Raw genomic sequence first — 19,511 nt, 5'->3', positions numbered from 1 at the left:
GTAAAAATAATTGTTTCTTAGAGCACTACCTATCCTATAGGTAGTCTCTCTTGATGAATAGTCACCCCGGCCCAACTGATACTTGGACCGGGGTTTTTTATTTATGTTTATACAGCCTCTCTATAATTTAACCTTAAATCCTACACCTGTGATTCCAGCAGTGAATTTGAGCACCGGTTTAAAGGATCCCCTAAATTCTGAGTTCTTTATAGCGTTAACAGAATTATTATAAGTTTTTACTGCTGCTTGCCGCTTAAAATTGCCATTTATTAGAAGAGCGGAGCCTACAAAAGACAAGGGCAGACCAATGTAGGTCATCGCACTTGGAGTGAGGTCATCAAATGTTTCGGCCTGCGATATTCGTATTAATTCCCCTCCCAATAATAGTGTAGCCGGTATACTTAATGCAAGACCGGCTGTAAAGTTGTTTTGCGCTTTTCTCATTTGAGTATAGGCATCGGGATAAGGTTCCATGATGGTAAGTAGCTTGCGATTACCTAGTCTCTCACCATCCTGATAATATCCAAACACTTTTTGCTCAATAGGATTTTGAGCTAACGATACTGCACCGGAACTAATGACTAAAATTAGACTGAAAGCTAGAATTTTCATGGCAGTAAACCTGAATAAAATCTTATCTGTGCTACTTAAATGGTAACAAGCTGCCGGCTGACATGCACTCCATAACATTTCTGACTATTGTCTATATAGTTGGATAACTGCAGCCAAAAATTTCAAAAGGTCTGAGAATTTTATAGAAATCTTTATTTAGTGGAGAAGCGGACAAAGGGGGAAAATATATTTAACTCTTCTGACTTAGAGCTTTATTTACTATTCCCATCTGTAAGAAATTGCACACCAATAAAGCTATTTAGTCCGATATCTCTACCCGATTTCAGTCTTCTTTAGTTTAGGCATCCGGCATCATACGTAAGATTCTGGTTTCCGGAGGCTAGAATGAACAGAAGTAAGATGACTGATATGAGATACCTGCCGATAAACCTATTAGCTACGGGTTTTATGCTATTTCCGGTGTTATTCTTTAGTGGTTGCAACGTAAATGAAAGTGTAGAGAATGACTTCTACATAGATATAAATCTGCGCGGTAAGGTTATCAACGGGCAAACTGGAACAACTGTTACCGATGCTGTTATCTCCATTCATAAAACATTCAGAATTGGCAAAGCAAGAGATAACCCGAAAACTTTCAGCAGGTGATCATAACCATCGGTGACAATGGTGAGTATAGCATAAAAAGTCTCGTTAAAAATTGCCGGGAAAATGATAAGGCAGGTCAGATAAAGGCCGAGGCAATTGATTCAGTCGCAAGGTACCTGACTTATACCACCGTATTCAAATGCACCGAGAAGCTACAAACTATTAACCTGGTACTCCGCCGCCCGGATATTATGCGCAAGCTCATCATAAAGTAATGGCGCATTTACCCTGCAATTAGGTCCTTTATGCCTACCAATTAATCTTCATCTTGGAATTAAGACACTGGCCAAACTTGAAATCCCAAGTAGAGGCAACAGGTAAAAACAAAGAGAGGTAAACATTATGAAAAATCCAATCACTCTTAAAAAATGTACCGGCATATTCCTGGGTTTACTTATGATCTTAGGAGGATGCAACGTAAACGACGGTGTGACTGAAGTTAAAAACGTAAAAGTGAAGCTACGAGGTAAAGTATTTGACGGATCAACCGGGGAGGAAGTGCCTAATGCAATTGTGACAATCTATGAAAGCGTCCAAAACGGTGGCGGTGAATATCGTTTCAAAGATTTTGAACGCGCTACGGCTACCACCGATTCATACGGTAACTACAAACTTTCCGGCATCATAAGAAATTGCAACCTGGATGAGACAGGAGGGAGTATTATGGTCAGCAGACCCGAACATTCCGATGGATACATCTCCTACAAAGGATCATTCAGATGCACAGAACGACTTCAAGACCGAAACCTGATTATCAGGTAATCTAAAGGTTCGGAACTTAACAATCTATAAACATAGAAAGTCCCTGAAGAAAATTGCAGGGATTTTCTATGTTTTTGATATCTACTTTGAAGCGTTCAAATCATTTGGGGATTTCTTAAGGAAGCAGGAAAACCATACATGCCGGAATCATATAAACAGTGGGTGTAATCAAATTTGAAAATTACGATAAACAAGATGTAAGTCTTCAAAATGCCCTAATTGAACTGATTTGATCTTCCAAATAGAAAAAATAAGGAATTAAACCCCCGCCTTTTTCCTCAATTATTAGTAAACTTCTAATATCTAAAATGAAAAGAACCAATTTGATATGCTTTTCGGGTTCAAAAGGAGAGGGTTATGAGGTATGTTAAATAAATGTTTTTACCCCTTATTTATCAGTCTTTTTACACTATTGGTGGTTTCTTGTGGGACTGAAACTAATACTGCTACCTATACTCTTACCACTTCTGTAAATGGAGAAGGAACGGTCACTCCTTCAAGTGGTGAATATGATGAGGGCGAAACCGTAACTATCACTCCGACTCCAAGCGAAGGGTGGGTGATTCAGGAATGGAGTGGAGATGTGAGTGGAAATTCAAATCCTTTACTTATTCCAATGGGTAGAGACAAGCATATTGTTGGAAATTTCCAACCCGAAACGGATACAACACCAATATATTTAAGTGATAACGGAGTTACTATAATGTGTCCTGACGCAGAGGTTGGCGATTTCGGTATTGTAGATGGAGTAGTGTATGAGGTAGTGGATAGAAATCTACTTTTTACGAGAAGTAGAGAAGGAAAAGATTTAAATAAGCTTTGTGTTAGTCATGTTACGGACATGAAAGATATATTCTTTAATTTCCCCTTCAATCAACCCATCGGCAATTGGGATGTGAGTTCAGTTACGGATATGACCTCTATGTTTCAATATTCCAAATTCAATCAACCCATTGATAGCTGGGATGTGAGTTCGGTTACGAATATGGATTTCATGTTCGATAGTACTCCCTTCAATCAACCTATTGGAAGGTGGGATGTGAGATCAGTTACGGATATGGACTCTATGTTTCGAGTTTCCCCCTTCAATCAACCTATTGGAAGGTGGGATGTGAGATCAGTTACGGATATGGACTCTATGTTTCGAGTTTCCCCCTTCAATCAACCTATTGGAAGTTGGGATGTGAGATCAGTTACGGATATGGAATCTATGTTTCGAGTTTCCCCCTTCAATCAACCCATTGATAGCTGGGATGTGAGTTCGGTTACGAATATGGATTTCATGTTCGATAGTACTCCCTACAATCAACCTATTGGAAGTTGGGATGTGAGATCAGTTACGGATATGGACTCTATGTTTCGAGTTTCCCCCTTCAATCACCCCATTGATAGCTGGGATGTGAGTTCGGTTACGAATATGGAGTCGATGTTCGATGGTACCCCCTTCAATCAACCTATTGGAAGTTGCGATGTGAGTTCGGTTTCGGATATGTCATATATGTTCTGACGTACCCCATTTAATCAACACATGGGAAGCTGGGATGTGAGTTCGGTTACGAATATGGAGTCGAGGTTCGATGGTACCCCCTTCAATCACCCTATTGGAAGTTGGGATGTGAGTTCGGTTTCGGATATGACATATATGTTCAGACGTACCCCATTTAATCAACACATTGGAAGCTGGGATGTGAGTTCGGTTACGAATATGGAGTCGAGGTTCGATGGTACCCCCTTCAATCAACCTATTGGAAGTTGCGATGTGAGTTCGGTTTCGGATATGACATATAAGTTCAGACGTACCCCATTTAATCAACACATTGGAAGCTGGGAGGTGAGTTCGGTTACGAATATGTGGGCGATGTTCGGGGGTTCCGCATTCAATCAACCCATTGATAGCTGGGATGTGAGCTCGGTTAGTTTTATGGCATTTATGTTCTATGGTACCCCATTCAATCAATCTATTGGGAATTGGGATGTGAGTTCGGTTAGCTATATGGAGTCGATGTTCTATGAATCTCAATTCAATCAAGATATCAGCTCTTGGTGTGTAAGTCTCATTTCTTCAGAACCAGAAAAATTCTCTACGGGTTCTCCCCTAATTGAGCAAAATAAACCCATATGGGGAACGTGTCCATCAAACTAAGCTCTTTGTTAACTTTACCGAATTACTTTAATACATTAAATATCTCAATTAGACATACTAACGTAGGAAGGTTCAAGAAGCAGAGTATTTAAGCCTTCTTTAAGGACTTTTTTGGTAAAGGGCTTTGAAACAAAGGAATGCCTTTTTGTTAAAGCGAACTTAGATTTTTCAAACAAATCTTTACTTCCGGAAACGAATAAAATGGGCGTATCAGAATAGCTCCAAATTTCTTTCGCAGTATCCAGTCCATTAAGCTCACCTTCCAAAAGAATATCCATCAGAATGAAATTTGGATCCATATCTCTTTCTTTTATTTCCTGGATAGCATTTTCACCTGAAAGAAATTTATCTGAAACTCTATACCCAAGATTTTGAAGTAACCTCTCTTCCATAAGAGAGATTAGCATATCGTCTTCTACTATTATTGCGTTACCTTTCGTCACACTCATTACTACTATCCTAATATTTGTTTAGCCTAATTTGTTCTTATTGTGATTTTGTATTGCGGCTAAATTATAAGTTTGATTTGTATGTATGCTATCTATTCAAATGAAGTTTATAAGAACTCATGCTGCGTATTTAACAGCTGGAAGGTTGCCTAAGAAAGCAAACGTACGTTTATCTAACTTCCATTAGACAGATGAAAAACGAAATTGTTCCATAAAAAACCTGACCGCTCTCACAGAGGCCGGGGGTGCGTAGCAGTAAGCACGTACAGAAGAGAGGCGTATCTCGTTATGCGCCTAGTTATATTGGTTATTTAGCTCATGAAAACTTTTCAAAGTATCTAACGATCTTCAAAATTCACATTGTAATTTGCTTAAAAAACGGGATGAAATTACTTTTCCTAATTGGTAATAATAATAGGGGTGGTTGTAAACTGGTACTCATCTAAATCAAGACCATCCTGATAATAATTAATAGTAAACTGAAATATTTCTGCAGAGGTAGGGGCAGAATTTAGCAGAAAAATAATGTTATCAGGAACTGGGTTTTCATTTTCTATAAAATTCTTTAAAGCATATCGATGATAACCCGAGTCTCGATATAAGACAAAAATATCTACGATCCCTGCCAGATTATCCTCAGAAGAATAGTTGCTGTTATATGCTTTATCGCTAAAAATTTGAATATCTGTAATTGTTTCTTCAGAGGTCGGTGGATTGGGCGTACATCCAAAAGCAGGAGAAATAAAATTAAAAATGTTCTTCCTAGATAAATTCAATGAATAATATTCTTGACGTGGTTCCATTAGTATTGCGAAATCTTCATAGGAAATTGAGTCTTCCCTTAAAGATGTCAAACCAATAGATGAGGAGTCGATTTCAGATACTTTTCTTATGCTTGTGTAATAGTCGGTAACCTTAAAATGATCATAGAAGGGCGGGCAGTCAATATCATTAAAACCACAAGAGATAAAAAGTGTTAAAAACACTAGCAAAAAAATATATATAAAAGATATTCTCTTGAACATTTTTTTACTACCAAAAATCTGAAACAAAATTCAAACGATATTTTAAATGTAGATAATTCAGTAAATACTTGTGAGATATTATCTGGAAATTTCCTCTCGACCTTAACAGATGATAGCTAAGTCCATCTTTTGTTTAGCATTTCAACATTGGTATGGGATTCTAAAGATATACTATCCGTAAAGATCATTATTAACTTCAATTGGATTTAAAGAAATAGCTATTGAATATTTTCCTCTTTACAAATTGTAAGAGTGTCTACATCGATGTCTACAGGTATTAAATATTTTGACCATCCAGGTCTCGACAGAAAGAACGGATCATTATAGGGAGCATAGTAATAACTTAGCGTATAGGCATCATAAGAGGATGAGGGATGATACTTTTGTCTTGCAATACCCTTACGACTGCAATTGTCATCAACGTCACAAAAATCTAGCCAAGCCACGATTTGGCTATCATTTTTAATTACCTTCCCGTTTGAAAAACTTGTTGTACCATGGGTATAGCACTCATTTTCCGTCCAGGTATAGATGTCAGCAAACTGATAATGATAAATGCGATAATAGATCTCTCCGATCTTTTCCCCCTCTTCCCAAGAATTATCAGATGTCCTAACACCTTTAGAATCAGCGTATATCCCTTCATTAGCCTCAAAAAATGTTAGCGGTTTATTATAATCATCATTTGAAGCCACGCAAGAGGCCATAATTAAGCCAGTAATAAGAATTACATATTTCATAGTATCCTCCAAGATTTTGGTTCTACTCTAGGTTATACATCAAAGAGGTAGAATAAGCTGACATTTAGGTAGGTTATAACTGACGTTTATTTAGTCTGAAACCTGCCTGAAAAAAACGCACACCAATAAGCAGGAGCTAAACATTCAGAATAACTTTCTAAATAAAATTGAAGGTTTACTGGCGCATTTTTACCCAATACCTGTCCTTTTTGCCTACCAAAATCCATTTAAAATAGGGTACAGGTATATAAAGGAAGTCCTCATGGGAGTATCATTATAAATGGAAACACTAATTCGGATAATGGGGATTTTATGAAGGACAGAAAAATATATAGATGGAGCGATTTCTATTTAATTAAATGGTGGTAAAGAACTATTTGTGGCAATAATCATTAAAATGCTTTGAAAGATATACTCATCCATATCATTCTTATTCAACTTTTATCAAGCTGTACTGCTATAGGCATCACGATAGATTCTCGAGATAGAGCAAACAATTTAAAAGAAGCTTTAAAGGCTGATAAAATTGACAGGGAAGATCAACCTATTACAGTGATCAATAAAATGAATGGTAAAATTCAAGGATCATTCGAAGCCTTTATTTATAAATATGATTCTACTGAAAATGCTGTTAGTTCTTTAAGCAGATCAAACCCATACAATGGAATTAATTTCCCAGCTATAGGCGATTCAATTAGCGTTCAAATTGAAAATGTTGATTCACTTGAGGGAATTTTTTCTGGTATAAGTCATAAGGAAGGTACTTTTCATCTAATGGCTACTACAAAAGATTCTACTGTGGTCAAAGCCGTTCCAATTACTTCGATTACTAATATTGAGGGTAGTACAAGTAAATTTGTTTTAGAAAATCCGAAGCTTAATAACTTTTATTTAATTTGTAGCACTTCAAAAAATACCTATGAATTACCATTAACCCGCTTAAAGCATCTCAATTACAAAGAACCAAAGAGACATAGTTCAGCTACCGTAGCGGGTAAATTATTTGATCTTGGAACGATAATATATATGGGTTTGCAGGCACGTTTATGGTACAATAGGGCAAATGATAAATGAATAAGGCTTATCCCTAACTGGACTGAGACCTAAGAAATGCCAAAGATGTGGACACGAGGGGACCCGACCATGGGGCGGATGCGTGTCGGTATGGACTGCTAAGAAAGAAAAGTGTTTCGTTTAGCCCGAAGCTGGTTTAAAAAAATTTGTCGAATCTAAAATCTTATTCTATTTCCTTTAATCTAGATACCTAGTTTCAATTGCTACTTAATTTTCTTAAAAATCAGAACTGATAGCATTATTGAAAGTTTCAGCTAGTTCTAATGACACATACTCTATAACTTGACCTGTAACACCACTGTTTGACCTACCGATTCCAAATTGCACAAGAGTGTCTTCTGTTTTCCAAGATTTCGAAATAGTCACATCACCCATTCTTATTGCATAATCAAGTTCATTGTCATCATCCTTCCATGTGTCATCATGCCAGTTCTCATTTTCTTTATATGGAGAACCATATTTAGAGGTTATTTGATTTGAAATAGATTCAAATTCAGTAATAGTCATGGATGGATTCATGTATAAGACTCTAATCTTTGCTAGCTTATCATCTACGAAGTAGTATGCAACGTATGTTTCCTTACCAGCCGTTGTTTCTTGAGACGCAAGAAATACAATTTTGTCTGTTGATTTACGCTCTTCAAGATTAGGTTTTCCCAAAGCTTCTTTTACTTCTTCAACACTACTACCCCAAGTAGTATTTCTAACTTGAGCGGAAGCTGTATCATAAGATAGGTTAGTGAATACGAATAAATATAGTAGCACCTGTAAAAATAGAAAAGATGAATAATCACGTATCATATGAACACTTTTTATTTTGAATACAATAAATAAATACGCCCTCAAAGCAGATTAAATCAAGGTCGATGAATCTTTCTAATCTTGAAATAAAAGATTAATTAGACAGGGAATACTATATAAATGTTGGCTAATCAGTTAACCTTATCTTTGAAGTTCATAAAGATTGTATTCAGTGATTTCAATTAACTCTTGTATTGTCCATTCTCTAAAAATGACATCATTGCTATAATACAATTGAAGTCTAAATATCTGGTCTAAGTCATCCATATTTTTCCTTGCTACGAAAATCGCAGGACCGTTACCAAAATCTTTTACTTCACCTTGGAATAAAGGTTCACCATCATAAAAAGTATAAATATCATGAGAAGTGGTTTTTCTGGTGGCACTTCTTTTAAGATACTGCCTCTCATCCACAAACGGTGTGGGAACCTCAACTTCAACTTTGTAATCTTTTTCAATCGAGGAGCTGATATTTTCAATTATTAAGTCATATATAATTTTTACAGCGTATGTTTTTCCCTGGTCTTTTTTATCCATGGTCCTAAAATTGAAATACCAGAAATTTAATTCTGTTTTACTCTTTTGGTTATATATCCTGCGAACTTCGTACTCTTCAAGAGGTTCGGATTGAAAATTACGCCTCCCATAGTACTTGTTATCTTTAATCATGTGAGGAGCAATGCTACTAGGAGGGACCTTGACTACATAAACAGATTTAGCGATATCATCTTCAAACCTTATCGGATAAATTTCTACACCGCCAATCCTTCTGTTAATATTGGTTCCGATTATTTGTTCTAACCACTCCTTAGTAAACTCATTTCCATCAATATAAGATAGGCTATTGGCAGTATGCTCTTCTTCATTTATACCATAAATTACAATGCCACCATCAGAATTAGCGAAAGATGAGACTGTTTTAGCAATACCAAGTTTTTTACTGCTATCACTCTTTGAGAATGCACCTGAACTTTTAAATTCAAGGTGAATGTTCTCTTCTATATTGTTATCAATCAAGCTTTGGATGTCACTCTCTGAAAACTCTTCTTTTTCAAATAGATTGTTCATTTTACTTTCTTTTTATAGCGAAACCTGAAATTTCAACTCCTTGAACTCTCAGTGTGCCATTCAATCTGTCAGTAGGAGTTACATCAAAACGAGTTATTGCATCCGCTCCCATTTCGTTAGCCACTTTATAAATTTCGTCAATAGCTTTTTCAACATTTATATCTTTTGCAAAGTAGTCCTCTACTATTCGGTATCCTTTTGGAGTTTCAGAATCAGGAACTCTTCTTGTTTGTTCTCTAACGGCTGGCCATTGGGTTATAGTAATTAATCCGATTGATTGGTAGTCTCCTAGATATTGTTCTGGTGTTATTAAAAATCCTTGGTCGGTATATTCTGAAAAGTCATATCCAGTAACATTAATTACTTCGTCTCTAGCTACTGTTTGTGGTCCAGAACAAGAATAAATAAATGGTACTATGAATGATAATAGTAGTAATACTCTCATAACGTCTCTTATTTAACTAGATAGTTTAATTACTCTAAATAATTAAATGAAGGTAGGACTATCAAGTTATTTACTCTCAAGTCAAATTAAATTAAATGATGTGGGATTAGGCAAAAAAAACTCCATTGATTTAAGCCCAAAAAAAGGGCAAAAAAACCGAAAAAAAAGGTGAATTTGTGCTAATGTTGGTAACAGAAAAGCCAAACCATTGTCGCACAATAACTTAGGAAAGCAAAAGTGGGTGCTACTGGATTCGAACCAGTGACCTCTACCGTGTCGGGGTAGCGCTCTAAACCAACTGAGCTAAGCACCCAAGGGAATAAACTTCAAAACTCAAATGAACAAATACCAAATCACGACTCACGACTCACGACTAAATTCGACGTCAAATATAGCCAAATGCTTCGGTTGATAGCAACATAAACTTTAGGCCATTATACAATCCGTTGCATCTGTGGTTTCCGTGTTCTATCAAAGTACATTCTATTTTCGTTTAGGCTTTCGGCTCTAACCAAGGTTTTGTATTTTCAATTCTTTTTAAGAACGGTTTAAAACAATTGTAAATGACCCATCGACGCGAAATCAGGGAAACGGTGCTGCAGGCCTTATATGCTGAAGAATTAAGCCGTGATTCCTGGGAACACATTCTCAAGGTGATCATCAAGCCCGGGCTGAAATCAGAAAAAGATGCTCTCAAATTTGCCGAAAATCTTTTTCTGAGAACCCTGAATCATCAGGAAGAAATAGACGAGATCATCCAGAAGCATATTAAGAACTGGAAAATCGAACGTCTAACAACAATAGATAAGCTAATCCTGCGTATTGCACTGTGTGAGTTTCTGTATTTCGAGCAGATACCGACCAAGGTGACAATCAATGAAGCACTGGAGATTGCCAAAAAGTATTCAACTTCCAAGTCGAGCAATTTCGTGAACGGTATCCTGGATGCTGCACTCGAAGAGCTAAGGGAAGCCGACCGTATCAACAAAAAAGGACGCGGACTCATAGAATCTTCAATCAACTAGTTTATCAGTGTCAGAAAATAACTATGTAGCCATCGGTGACGTGCATGGCTGCCTGAAATCATTACAGGCTCTTACCGAAAAACTTGAAAAATACGGCGACCGGCAGTTTATCTTTCTGGGAGACTATATTGACCGCGGCCCCGACTCTAAAGGCGTGGTGGATTTCCTGCTGGAATACCGCGAGAAGCAAGATTGTATCTTTCTGCGAGGCAATCATGAGCAGATGCTGCTGGATGCCTATCAAAAGGATAATCTGGACCTTTGGCTAATGAACGGCGGTAGGTCTACGCTGGTCTCGTATGGGGCTAAGTACAACAAACTGGATATACCTGAGAGTCACATCGAATTCTATCAGGATACGCGAATGTATTACGATACACCGGAATTTTTCTTTGTCCATGCGGGACTTTCACCCGCCAAGACTATTGAGCAAAGCCTTGAAGATGAGGAGGAAATCGGAGATTTTCTATGGGAACGTTCCCATCTGAATGCATTTGAAACGCCCTGGGAAAAAACCGTGGTATTCGGTCACACACCGAGACCGCATCCGATTCGAAAGAAAAAAATGCTGGGTCTGGATACCGGCTGTGTTTATGAATCGGTGGGCTATGGAAAACTGACCGCTGCCGTCCTTCCCGAAAAGAAATTCGTCCAGCAGGTCTGTCTGGACAAATAATCAAATTGAAATAAGAACATCTTAAATCCGCAAAGTTAAAGGATTTTTGATTTAGCCATGACAGCTGATCATGTAAACTTTGCGAATTTTATAGAATAATAACTAAACAACCAAATGAGTCTTAAATGTGGAATCGTAGGTTTACCTAATGTTGGTAAATCAACTCTTTTTAACGCCTTAAGTGATGCCGGTGCTGAAGCGGCAAATTTTCCTTTCTGTACTATTGATCCCAATGTCGGTGTCGTCCCCGTCCCCGACGAGCGACTGGATCACCTTCATGAACTGGTGGAATCCAAGCAAAAAATTCCCACCAGCGTTGAGTTCGTAGATATTGCCGGATTGGTAAAAGGAGCTTCCGAAGGTAAAGGGAAGGGGAATGCCTTTCTATCCCATATTCGTGAAGTTGATCTTATTGTTCATGTGGTACGCTGTTTTGATGACCCGAATGTGATTCATGTGGAAGGGGATGTGGATCCTAAAAGAGATATTCGCATCATTGAGGATGAACTGATTCTAAAGGACCTGGAAACGGTTGAAAAAAAAGTGGAGAACCTGAAACGGGATGCCAAGGGAGGAGACAAGAAAGTGTTGCACAACCTGGAGGTAGTTCAGCAGTTAAAAGAACACCTGGAAGTTGGAAATGCGGCACGAACCTTTGAGGTAGACCCTGAAGACCGCCAAATCTTCCGAGAGCTTTTTCTGCTTTCTGACAAACCGGTACTTTTTGCCTGTAATGTGTCGGAAGATGATCTCGACTCTGGTAATGAGTGGGTAGATGAGGTGAAAGAGGTAGCGGCCGAATTTGAAGATGAGGTAGTCACTTTTTGTGCCAAAATAGAAGCTGAAATTGCAGAGCTTGATGAAGATGAAAAACAGGCCTTCCTGGAAGAATTGGGCGTTGAAAGCGCCGGGCTGGATCGACTGATTAAGGCAGCCTACGAGGAACTCGGACTTATTACCTATTTCACGGCCGGACCCAAAGAGACACGAGCATGGACCATTCGAAGGGGAACCAAAGCTCCGCAGGCTGCAGGTGTAATCCATTCCGATTTTGAAAAAGGCTTCATCCGTGCGGAAACAGTGAGTTATGCTACCTATGCCGAGTTAGGATCAGAAAAAGCAGTAAAAGACGCCGGTAAAATGCGGCAGGAAGGGAAAGATTATGTCGTACAGGATGGGGATGTAATGCTATTCCGCTTCAACGTCTGAGTGAAGAGAAGAACTTAGTGTAACTCAGGGTTTACTCTGAGTACCTCAGTGATATTTATATCTAATGATTTCTCTTCAGTAGTTTAATTATTTTCTTGAAGCTTTATCTTCACCGTATCTGCCGGTACATTACTTGGATCAATCCGGTCATGAACAACCCACGCTTCCGGATACTTATTCTTAATGATTCGTGAGAGATTATTTGCTTTGTCCCGATCCTGGAAGTCCCCTACGTGAACTTTATAATAGGGCTGCTTAAAAAACACATAAGCCTTGGGTGTGTACCCTGCCAGGGTAGTGTCGGCCCATAACCGGAACTGTGTGGATACTGAATCCGCAACATTCACTTCCCGGGAAGAAAGAATTTGAATGCGGTATCCCTCAAAGGGATTGTTGTAGGTGTTTTCAGTGGTATCCACCTTCAGGAAGGCTTCAGGTACATCGTGCTGTTGGGTAAAATGGATATCAGAAAGCCGGTTTCTTGTGCGCGTGAGTAGATCACTTAGGTTTTCGCGCGCGGTTTCTGCTAAATCAGGTGTAGTTTCTCTTTCAGGGCGTTCGTCTCCTCTTCGGGTTTGCTCGGTCGAGGAACAGGCCGAAATTAAAAGCAAAGCCATCATGGCTGTCACAAGGAAATAGAACGAAAATCGAAATGGGTTCATTTTATAAGGATTGATAAAACAAATTATTAAGTCTTTAGTTTTTAAAACCCAACAGGATGCCAGGTTGTCTTCGTTTCCTGTAATCCGGTGATAAGATACGGGTTTTGACTGTCATCATTGGTCCAGTCATCAATAGCTTCAAAGACGATGCGTTTGATATTTAAAGCTCCGTTCTCATCAATTTGTTTCGCATATTTTTCTTTAACGTGACTATCGGTATAGAAGAAGGCATTTACATCCATGTGAGAACTCATATGAGGGATCAACTCTTCTTTCATCCCGGTAAGAATATTAACGACACCGCCCGGAACATCCGAGGAATTCAAAACCTCACCGAGACTAACGGCACATAACGGTTTTTGTTCTGAGGCTAGAACCACGCAGGTATTTCCGCCGACAATTGCCGGGGCTATTACTGATATCAGTCCGAGCAAGGGATACTTTTCGGGAGCGAGTATACTGACGACGCCGGTAGGATCGGGTATGGAGAAATTAAAATGACTGCTAGCTACGGGATTAATCGTGCCAAAAACCTGCTGGTATTTGTCCGCCCAACCGGCATAATAGATGAGACGGTCAATAGCAGTATTGACTTCAAGCTTGGCCTGTTTGGTTTTACTTCCCATGGTTTCCAGCTCGTCGACAAACTGGGCTTTGCGGCCTTCCAGCATCTCAGCAATACGATAGAGAATCTGCCCGCGGTTATAGGCGGTTCTTCCTTTCCAGCCGGGAAGGGCGTTTCTGGCTGCTACCACAGCGTCGCGAACATCTTTTCGTGAGCACCGGCAGGCATTGGCCAACACCTTGTCATTTTCATCGTAAACCTTGTAATACCGTCCGGATTCCGTACGTGGAAACTTCCCGCCTACATAGGTTTTATAAGTTTTTAAAACATCTATTCTTTCTGCCATGGTATTATATTAATTAATGAAATCGATCTTTATTCCACTTCAAGGGATTTTCTATAATATATTTTTCAATTCTGTCAAGAGACTCTTGATTACGAACAATATGATCATAATAACCGGTATGCCAGCTAAAATCAGGATCTACTGCATTTCTGATTTGACGGGTACAAGCTCCTTTAAAACCCCTGATGATAGATGCAATATTATCCCGCTGGGGACCGAAGCTATTTTTATAATTCCAGGGAAAAGCTTTTTTACGCACAGACAGATCGCATCTGTATGTACTTTGTTCAAATCTATTTAAGCCAGCTTTAGACGCATGCGATGCGTCTGTATCAGGTTTCGGTTTAAGACCTATTAGCGCATGGAAGTGATTTGGCATCACAATCCACTCACCAAGCACGGCTCTATCCCTTTTTGTTTGTGTTCTGAGCCACTCATTGGCAACTATCTGTCCTGCAGCTGAAAGCTTCATTTTTGATTCAATGACAGATCCGAAATAATGAGTGCGATTCTTAGTACAAATCGTGATAAAATATATACCCTCACTGCTATAATCATAGCCTTTGAGTCGGATAGAGTCAGTTCGGTATTTATTCTTAAATTTTTTCAAATACTAACTAACTCCTTGGAGGGTTGGATAACCTCCAAGGAGTGTTTTATCTAATTCCTATTTCAATTTCACGTAACCTTGCAATCCCTGCAATCCGCCTTCACGGCCGACACCGCTTTCTTTGTAGCCGCCGAAAGGAGAGGTCGGATCGAACTGGTTGTATGTATTCGACCAAACCACACCGTTATCGATATTCTGGCCGACCTTGAATATTTTGGATCCTTTGTCGGTCCATACTCCGCCGGCGAGTCCGTAGGGGGTGTTATTGGCCTTCTCAATACCTTCCTCGGCGGTACGGAAGGTTTGTACCGTCAGTACCGGTCCGAATATTTCATCCTGCACAATTCGGTTTGACTGGGCCACATTGGTAAAGATAGTCGGCTTACAAAAGTAGCCTTTATCAGGAAGCTCTGAGGAGCTTTGAAAAATATCGGCGCCTTCTTCAACACCCAGTTCCAGGTAATCATTAATCTTATCATACTGCTGCTTGGAATTGATGGCCCCGACATCCGTATTCTTATCCAATGGGTCTGCTACAATAAGTGTCTCCATCCGGTCTCTGAGCTTGTCAATCACCTCATCGGCAATTCCCTCCTGAACCAGCAGTCGTGAGCCTGCACAACACACATGGCCCTGGTTAAAGAAAATAGCATTGATGATACCTTCCACAGCCTGCTCTATAGGTGCATCTTCAAATATGATGTTCGGACCTTTGCCACCCAGTTCCAGGGTGTATTTCTTATCAGTGCCTGCCAGGGTTTTCATGATTATTTTACCGACCTCCGTGGAGCCTGTGAAGGCTATTTTATCAATATCTTCATGACTCACTATATGAGATCCCGTTTGTCCTGCTCCCGTTACTATATTGACAACGCCTTCGGGCAAGCCGGCATCCTGACAAAGTTCGGCAAATTTCAGGGCAGTAATGGAAGTGGTTTCTGCCGGTTTCAGAACCACGGTATTGCCGGTCGCAAGGGCAGGGGCAATTTTCCAGGCGAGCATCAACAAGGGGAAATTCCAGGGAATGATCTGTCCGGCAACTCCTAGTGAGCTCACCTCTCTGCCCGGGAATGCATATTCAAGTTTATCCGCCCAGCCGGCATAATAAAAGAAGTGTGCCGCTGCCAGCGGTATGTCCACGTCCCGGGATTCCCGGATGGGCTTTCCGCCATCCATGGTTTCTATGACAGAAAATTCACGTGCACGTTCCTGTATCAAGCGGGCAATACGAAAGATATATTTTCCTCGTTCTTTAGCTTCCAGCTTTGACCAACTTTTCTCGTAGGCTTTGCGAGCAGCTTCAACAGCTTTGTTGACATCCTGCTGGGTAGCTTCAGCGATTTCAGCTAGGACTTCTTCGGTTGCCGGATTGACAGAAGTGAAATACCGGCCTTTTTCGGGTTCTACAAATTCACCATCGATAAAAAGTCCGTACTTGTCCGAAATGCTTACATGATCGGTGCTTTCCGGTGCCTCAGCATACTCCCAATCGGTTTTGAAATTCAACCTGTTTGTCGGTGAAGAGGGTTTAAATGGTTTTTCCTGGATGTCTATATTTTCTTCTTTCATAATATGATGACAATCAATTTGTAGTCACTAAAACCCCAAAATCAATTAGTGATTTCAGTGTCGTAGTGGTTATATCAATCGTTTGAAAAATAATTCAGACTCTGGTATACGCCGGTCTGCTGTTTTACAATTTGCATCAGAAGATCATTGGTCAGTGAACTGGCACCGAATCGAAAGTAATCAGGCGTCAACCATTCGTTGCCCAGCGTCTCTTTGACCAGCACCAGGTATTGAATAGCCTGCTTTGCCTTTCGAATCCCGCCGGCCGGTTTCATGCCGACCATCTGACCGGTTTGATAGTAATGGTCCCGGATGGCCTCTAACATAACCAGCGTTACAGGCTGTGTGGCTGCGGGCTGTATCTTTCCGGTAGAGGTTTTAATAAAATCTGCTCCGGCCTGCATAGCCAGGTCACTGGCTTTTCTGACATTTTCCAAAGTCTGCAGCTCACCGGTTTCAAGAATGACTTTCAGGTGTGCTTGGGCGCAAGCTTCTTTTACAGCCTTAATTTCATCAAATACATAGTTGTATTCACCCTTAAGAAATTTACCTCGAGATATTACCATATCCACTTCATCGGCACCTTGGTCTACGGCCTTTTTTGTCTCTTCGAGCTTTTCATCCAGTGTTGCCATTCCGCTGGGAAAAGCCGTTGCTACACTTGCCACATGGATGCCGCTTCCTTTCAGCCTTTCCTTGGCTACGCTGACCATGTTAGGGTAAACACAGACAGCCGCTACTTTCGGCAGATCGGGTAGGTTTGCATGAGGTTTTATGGCTTTCTGGCAAAGTTGAATGACTTTCCCTTCTGTATCCATCCCTTCAAGAGTGGTAAGGTCAATCATGCTCAGCGCCATCTTGAGAGCCTCGATCTTTGACTCTTTCTTAACGCTTCTGGAATTTAGCCGGGCTACCCTCGCTTCTACACCTACCTGATCGATGGGGTGCGGCTTGGATAGATCCAATGTTCTCGATGATTCTATCATGTTCCTATATAATTAGTTGATAAGAATCAAAGGTAAGCATTAGATCGTAATTACCCCAAAGCCTTCGCACTGTTTTCATTTTTTGTAGCCTGATTAACGAGTTAAAAAATCACCGTTTTTTATTTGAATAATTTTCTTAAATATAGTCTAACAGGGATGCTTTACGAAAACAATAACTTAGTCGGGGATTATTATGGATATGTCAACTCTCAACATTTGGGCAATATTAGTAGCTACACTTTCTACTTTTCTTGTTGGATGGCTTTGGTACGGACCACTATTTGGCAAATCATGGATGACAGCCACAGGCCTTAGCGAAGAGCAGCTCCAGCAGGGTAACATGGCAAAAATATTTGGTCTGGCCTTTGTTTTTGAACTCATAATGGCATTCAACCTGGCTATGTTCTTGAATGACCCTTCAATAGGCCTACAGGAAGGGACCTTATATGGATTCCTGACCGGTTTCGGCTGGGTCTTTTTTGCTCTTGCTGTCAATGCCCTTTATGAGCAAAAATCATGGAAATATATCCTGGTCAACGGCGGGTACTGGACCGTTACATTCACAGTTATGGGATTAATACTCGGCGCCTGGAAGTAGAAAACCTGACAAGTTTAGTAAAGCTTGTTTAATGAAACTACTGCAAGGTGAGGTTTACTAGCTTTACTAAACTTAAAAAATTAACCTTTTATTACTGCCGCGGGATGCATCTGGAGTACGCGTTTGGCAATGCCTGCTTTTTCTACCGTTTCTACCACCATGTCAACTTCTTTATAAGCCAGTGGCGCTTCTTCTGCGACACCGCTATGCGAAGCGGCTTGTATATGAATATCCTGCTCTTTTAGCCTGCGAATAAGCTTATTGGGATCAACCTGTTTCTTGGCTGCTGTACGAGACATATTACGCCCCGCACCATGGCAGGTGGAACCGAAAGTAGACTGCATGCCTTCAGTCGTACCCGTAAGTACATAGGAGCTGGTTCCCATACTGCCCGGTATGAAAACAGGCTGTCCGATGTCACGGTAGGCATCAGGAAGTTCTGGGTGGCCGGGACCAAATGCGCGAGTAGCACCTTTACGGTGAACCATTACTTTTTCCGAATTCCCATTGATCTCATGTACTTCCAGTTTGGCAATGTTGTGAGAGATGTCATACACAACATCAATTTTTCCGGCCTGTGTGCCCAGTACATTCCTGAAAGCCTTGCGCACCTCTGAAGTAATTACCTGGCGATTACACCACGCGAAATTAGCGCCCGCAGCCATTGCATGATAATAGTCCTTGCCATCCCGTGTATCCATTGGGGCACAGGCTAGTCCGCGATCGGGTAGATTAATTCCATATTCGTTCATTTTGCTCTGAAACTTTTTCACATAGTCGGTGGCTACTTGGTGACCAAAACCTCTGGAACCTGTGTGAATAAAGACAACGACCTGATTTTCATGCAATCCTAAGGCTTGCGCTGCCTTTTGGTTGAAAATTTTTGATACCCGGTCAACTTCCAGGAAGTGATTGCCGCCTCCCAGCGTACCGGCCTGATCTTGTCCTCGCTGTTTGGCTCTTTCAGATACAACATTAGGATCTGCATGATCCAGTCGGCCGTTGGCTTCAATGTATTCTAAATCCTCTGAGCCGCCATACCCATTTTCAACTGCCCATTCGGCTCCCCGTCGCAGCAAGCGATCAAAATCCTGTCGGTTTAAATTTACCGGACCGCTTTTTCCCGCACCGGCAGGAACATTATTGTACAGTTCAGTTGCGAGGTTCTCCATTTCGCCTTTAATCTCATTATAGTCGGCATCCGTGGCCAGCAGTCTTACCCCGCAATTAATATCGTAACCGATACCCCCGGGCGATATGACACCCTCAGGATACTTTGTTGCGGCTACGCCTCCGATAGGGAATCCATAGCCCTGGTGTGCATCCGGCATGGCAATAGCTGCTTTTTGTATCCCCGGTAGCGTGGATACGTTGATTAGTTGATCCAAAGAGTCGTCTTTGAGAATGGCCTCAAGTCCTTCTTCTGTAGCATAGACTCGGGCCGGAACCCGCATGTCTTCTCTGTAAGATTGGGGTATTTCCCAAAGAAAGTTCGTCATCTTGTTTAATTGCTCTTTCCTAATCATAATGGCAAATCAAG

General features: G+C 40.5%; 23 protein-coding genes, 1 tRNA gene and 1 pseudogene. 11 read left to right on the top strand and 14 right to left on the bottom strand.

Annotation, left to right across the window (positions count from 1 at the left end; all coding sequences use genetic code 11):
- Positions 1–120: 120 nt before the first annotated feature.
- Entirely contained in the window at positions 121–612 is a 492-nt protein-coding gene (locus G3570_RS07885) for a hypothetical protein (protein WP_165140974.1), read from the bottom strand.
- 345 nt (positions 613–957) lie between these two features.
- On the opposite strand from G3570_RS07885, the gene G3570_RS07880 reads away from it, so the two are divergent.
- The 6 genes and pseudogenes from G3570_RS07880 to G3570_RS16545 all read left to right on the top strand — a co-directional run bounded on the left by G3570_RS07880 (position 958) and on the right by G3570_RS16545 (position 4,123).
- A complete protein-coding gene (locus tag G3570_RS07880) occupies positions 958–1,218 on the top strand; it encodes a hypothetical protein (protein WP_165140972.1) in 261 nt (86 codons plus the stop codon).
- A complete protein-coding gene (locus tag G3570_RS07875; RefSeq protein WP_165140970.1) occupies positions 1,215–1,433 on the top strand; it encodes a hypothetical protein in 219 nt (72 codons plus the stop codon). Before G3570_RS07880 ends, G3570_RS07875 begins: the two co-directional genes overlap by 4 nt.
- Positions 1,434–1,560: 127 nt before the next feature.
- Positions 1,561–1,980 carry a peptidase associated/transthyretin-like domain-containing protein gene (locus G3570_RS07870; RefSeq protein ID WP_165140968.1) on the top strand — a complete coding sequence of 140 codons (420 nt, stop codon included), beginning with the start codon at positions 1,561–1,563 and terminating at the stop codon, positions 1,978–1,980.
- A gap of 364 nt (positions 1,981–2,344) precedes the next feature.
- Positions 2,345–3,487, top strand: a complete 1,143-nt coding sequence (locus tag G3570_RS07865; protein ID WP_165140966.1) for a BspA family leucine-rich repeat surface protein — start codon at positions 2,345–2,347, stop codon at positions 3,485–3,487.
- An 18-nt stretch (positions 3,488–3,505) separates the two neighbouring features.
- Positions 3,506–3,781: pseudogene (locus G3570_RS16550) on the top strand (BspA family leucine-rich repeat surface protein); the annotation flags it as partial.
- Positions 3,758–4,123, top strand: coding sequence for a BspA family leucine-rich repeat surface protein (locus G3570_RS16545; protein WP_346267245.1), 366 nt, complete (start codon positions 3,758–3,760; stop codon positions 4,121–4,123). The pseudogene G3570_RS16550 and the gene G3570_RS16545, both read left to right, overlap by 24 nt.
- Positions 4,124–4,167: 44 nt before the next feature.
- Here G3570_RS16545 and G3570_RS07855 read toward each other — a convergent pair whose 3' ends face one another.
- From G3570_RS07855 to G3570_RS07845, 3 genes are all read right to left on the bottom strand, one after another.
- The gene (locus G3570_RS07855) at positions 4,168–4,572 is read right to left on the bottom strand and encodes a response regulator (protein ID WP_165140962.1); all 405 of its coding nucleotides are present in this window, start codon (positions 4,570–4,572) and stop codon (positions 4,168–4,170) included.
- A gap of 398 nt (positions 4,573–4,970) precedes the next feature.
- On the bottom strand, positions 4,971–5,375 hold the full coding sequence (locus G3570_RS07850) for a hypothetical protein (protein ID WP_165140960.1): 405 nt from the start codon (positions 5,373–5,375) through the stop codon (positions 4,971–4,973).
- 440 nt (positions 5,376–5,815) lie between these two features.
- On the bottom strand, positions 5,816–6,337 hold the full coding sequence (locus tag G3570_RS07845; RefSeq protein ID WP_165140958.1) for a hypothetical protein: 522 nt from the start codon (positions 6,335–6,337) through the stop codon (positions 5,816–5,818).
- Between the two features lie 402 nt (positions 6,338–6,739).
- Between G3570_RS07845 and G3570_RS07840 the strand changes: the two genes are divergently transcribed.
- On the top strand, positions 6,740–7,411 hold the full coding sequence (locus G3570_RS07840; protein ID WP_165140956.1) for a hypothetical protein: 672 nt from the start codon (positions 6,740–6,742) through the stop codon (positions 7,409–7,411).
- A 216-nt stretch (positions 7,412–7,627) separates the two neighbouring features.
- On the opposite strand, the gene G3570_RS07835 is transcribed toward G3570_RS07840, so the two are convergent.
- The 4 genes from G3570_RS07835 to G3570_RS07820 all read right to left on the bottom strand — a co-directional run bounded on the left by G3570_RS07835 (position 7,628) and on the right by G3570_RS07820 (position 10,038).
- On the bottom strand, positions 7,628–8,212 hold the full coding sequence (locus tag G3570_RS07835; protein WP_165140954.1) for a hypothetical protein: 585 nt from the start codon (positions 8,210–8,212) through the stop codon (positions 7,628–7,630).
- A gap of 141 nt (positions 8,213–8,353) precedes the next feature.
- Positions 8,354–9,280 carry an AlbA family DNA-binding domain-containing protein gene (locus tag G3570_RS07830; protein ID WP_165140952.1) on the bottom strand — a complete coding sequence of 309 codons (927 nt, stop codon included), beginning with the start codon at positions 9,278–9,280 and terminating at the stop codon, positions 8,354–8,356.
- Position 9,281: 1 nt separating this feature from the next.
- Entirely contained in the window at positions 9,282–9,725 is a 444-nt protein-coding gene (locus tag G3570_RS07825) for a hypothetical protein (RefSeq protein WP_165140950.1), read from the bottom strand.
- Positions 9,726–9,963: 238 nt separating this feature from the next.
- Positions 9,964–10,038: transfer RNA gene (locus G3570_RS07820), tRNA-Val, on the bottom strand.
- Between the two features lie 250 nt (positions 10,039–10,288).
- On the opposite strand from G3570_RS07820, the gene nusB reads away from it, so the two are divergent.
- From nusB to ychF, 3 genes are all read left to right on the top strand, one after another.
- On the top strand, positions 10,289–10,750 hold the full coding sequence (nusB, locus tag G3570_RS07815; protein ID WP_165140948.1) for a transcription antitermination factor NusB: 462 nt from the start codon (positions 10,289–10,291) through the stop codon (positions 10,748–10,750).
- Positions 10,751–10,757: 7 nt separating this feature from the next.
- Positions 10,758–11,426 carry a metallophosphoesterase gene (locus G3570_RS07810; RefSeq protein WP_165140946.1) on the top strand — a complete coding sequence of 223 codons (669 nt, stop codon included), beginning with the start codon at positions 10,758–10,760 and terminating at the stop codon, positions 11,424–11,426.
- Positions 11,427–11,540: 114 nt separating this feature from the next.
- Positions 11,541–12,635: a redox-regulated ATPase YchF gene (gene ychF / locus G3570_RS07805; RefSeq protein WP_165140944.1), complete on the top strand. Its 1,095-nt coding sequence runs from the start codon at positions 11,541–11,543 to the stop codon at positions 12,633–12,635.
- Between the two features lie 83 nt (positions 12,636–12,718).
- Here the strand turns inward: ychF and G3570_RS07800 are convergent, their stop codons facing one another.
- The 5 genes from G3570_RS07800 to deoC all read right to left on the bottom strand — a co-directional run bounded on the left by G3570_RS07800 (position 12,719) and on the right by deoC (position 17,373).
- Positions 12,719–13,297 carry an SPOR domain-containing protein gene (locus G3570_RS07800; RefSeq protein ID WP_165140942.1) on the bottom strand — a complete coding sequence of 193 codons (579 nt, stop codon included), beginning with the start codon at positions 13,295–13,297 and terminating at the stop codon, positions 12,719–12,721.
- A 41-nt stretch (positions 13,298–13,338) separates the two neighbouring features.
- A complete protein-coding gene (locus G3570_RS07795) occupies positions 13,339–14,208 on the bottom strand; it encodes an aldehyde dehydrogenase family protein (protein ID WP_165140941.1) in 870 nt (289 codons plus the stop codon).
- 13 nt (positions 14,209–14,221) lie between these two features.
- Complete coding sequence (locus tag G3570_RS07790; RefSeq protein WP_165140939.1) at positions 14,222–14,818, bottom strand: transposase; 597 nt, start codon at positions 14,816–14,818, stop codon at positions 14,222–14,224.
- Positions 14,819–14,875: 57 nt separating this feature from the next.
- Positions 14,876–16,387, bottom strand: coding sequence for an aldehyde dehydrogenase family protein (locus tag G3570_RS07785; RefSeq protein ID WP_165140937.1), 1,512 nt, complete (start codon positions 16,385–16,387; stop codon positions 14,876–14,878).
- 74 nt (positions 16,388–16,461) lie between these two features.
- Positions 16,462–17,373: a deoxyribose-phosphate aldolase gene (deoC, locus tag G3570_RS07780; RefSeq protein ID WP_165140935.1), complete on the bottom strand. Its 912-nt coding sequence runs from the start codon at positions 17,371–17,373 to the stop codon at positions 16,462–16,464.
- A gap of 193 nt (positions 17,374–17,566) precedes the next feature.
- Between deoC and G3570_RS07775 the strand changes: the two genes are divergently transcribed.
- Positions 17,567–17,971, top strand: a complete 405-nt coding sequence (locus G3570_RS07775; protein WP_165140933.1) for a DUF1761 domain-containing protein — start codon at positions 17,567–17,569, stop codon at positions 17,969–17,971.
- 80 nt (positions 17,972–18,051) lie between these two features.
- Here the strand turns inward: G3570_RS07775 and G3570_RS07770 are convergent, their stop codons facing one another.
- A complete protein-coding gene (locus G3570_RS07770) occupies positions 18,052–19,497 on the bottom strand; it encodes an RtcB family protein (protein ID WP_165140931.1) in 1,446 nt (481 codons plus the stop codon).
- Positions 19,498–19,511 lie beyond the last annotated feature (14 nt).

Source organism: Halalkalibaculum roseum, from assembly GCF_011059145.1.
GTDB lineage: Bacteria > Bacteroidota > Rhodothermia > Balneolales > Balneolaceae > Halalkalibaculum > Halalkalibaculum roseum.
This window is presented reverse-complemented; position numbering and strand designations above follow the sequence as displayed.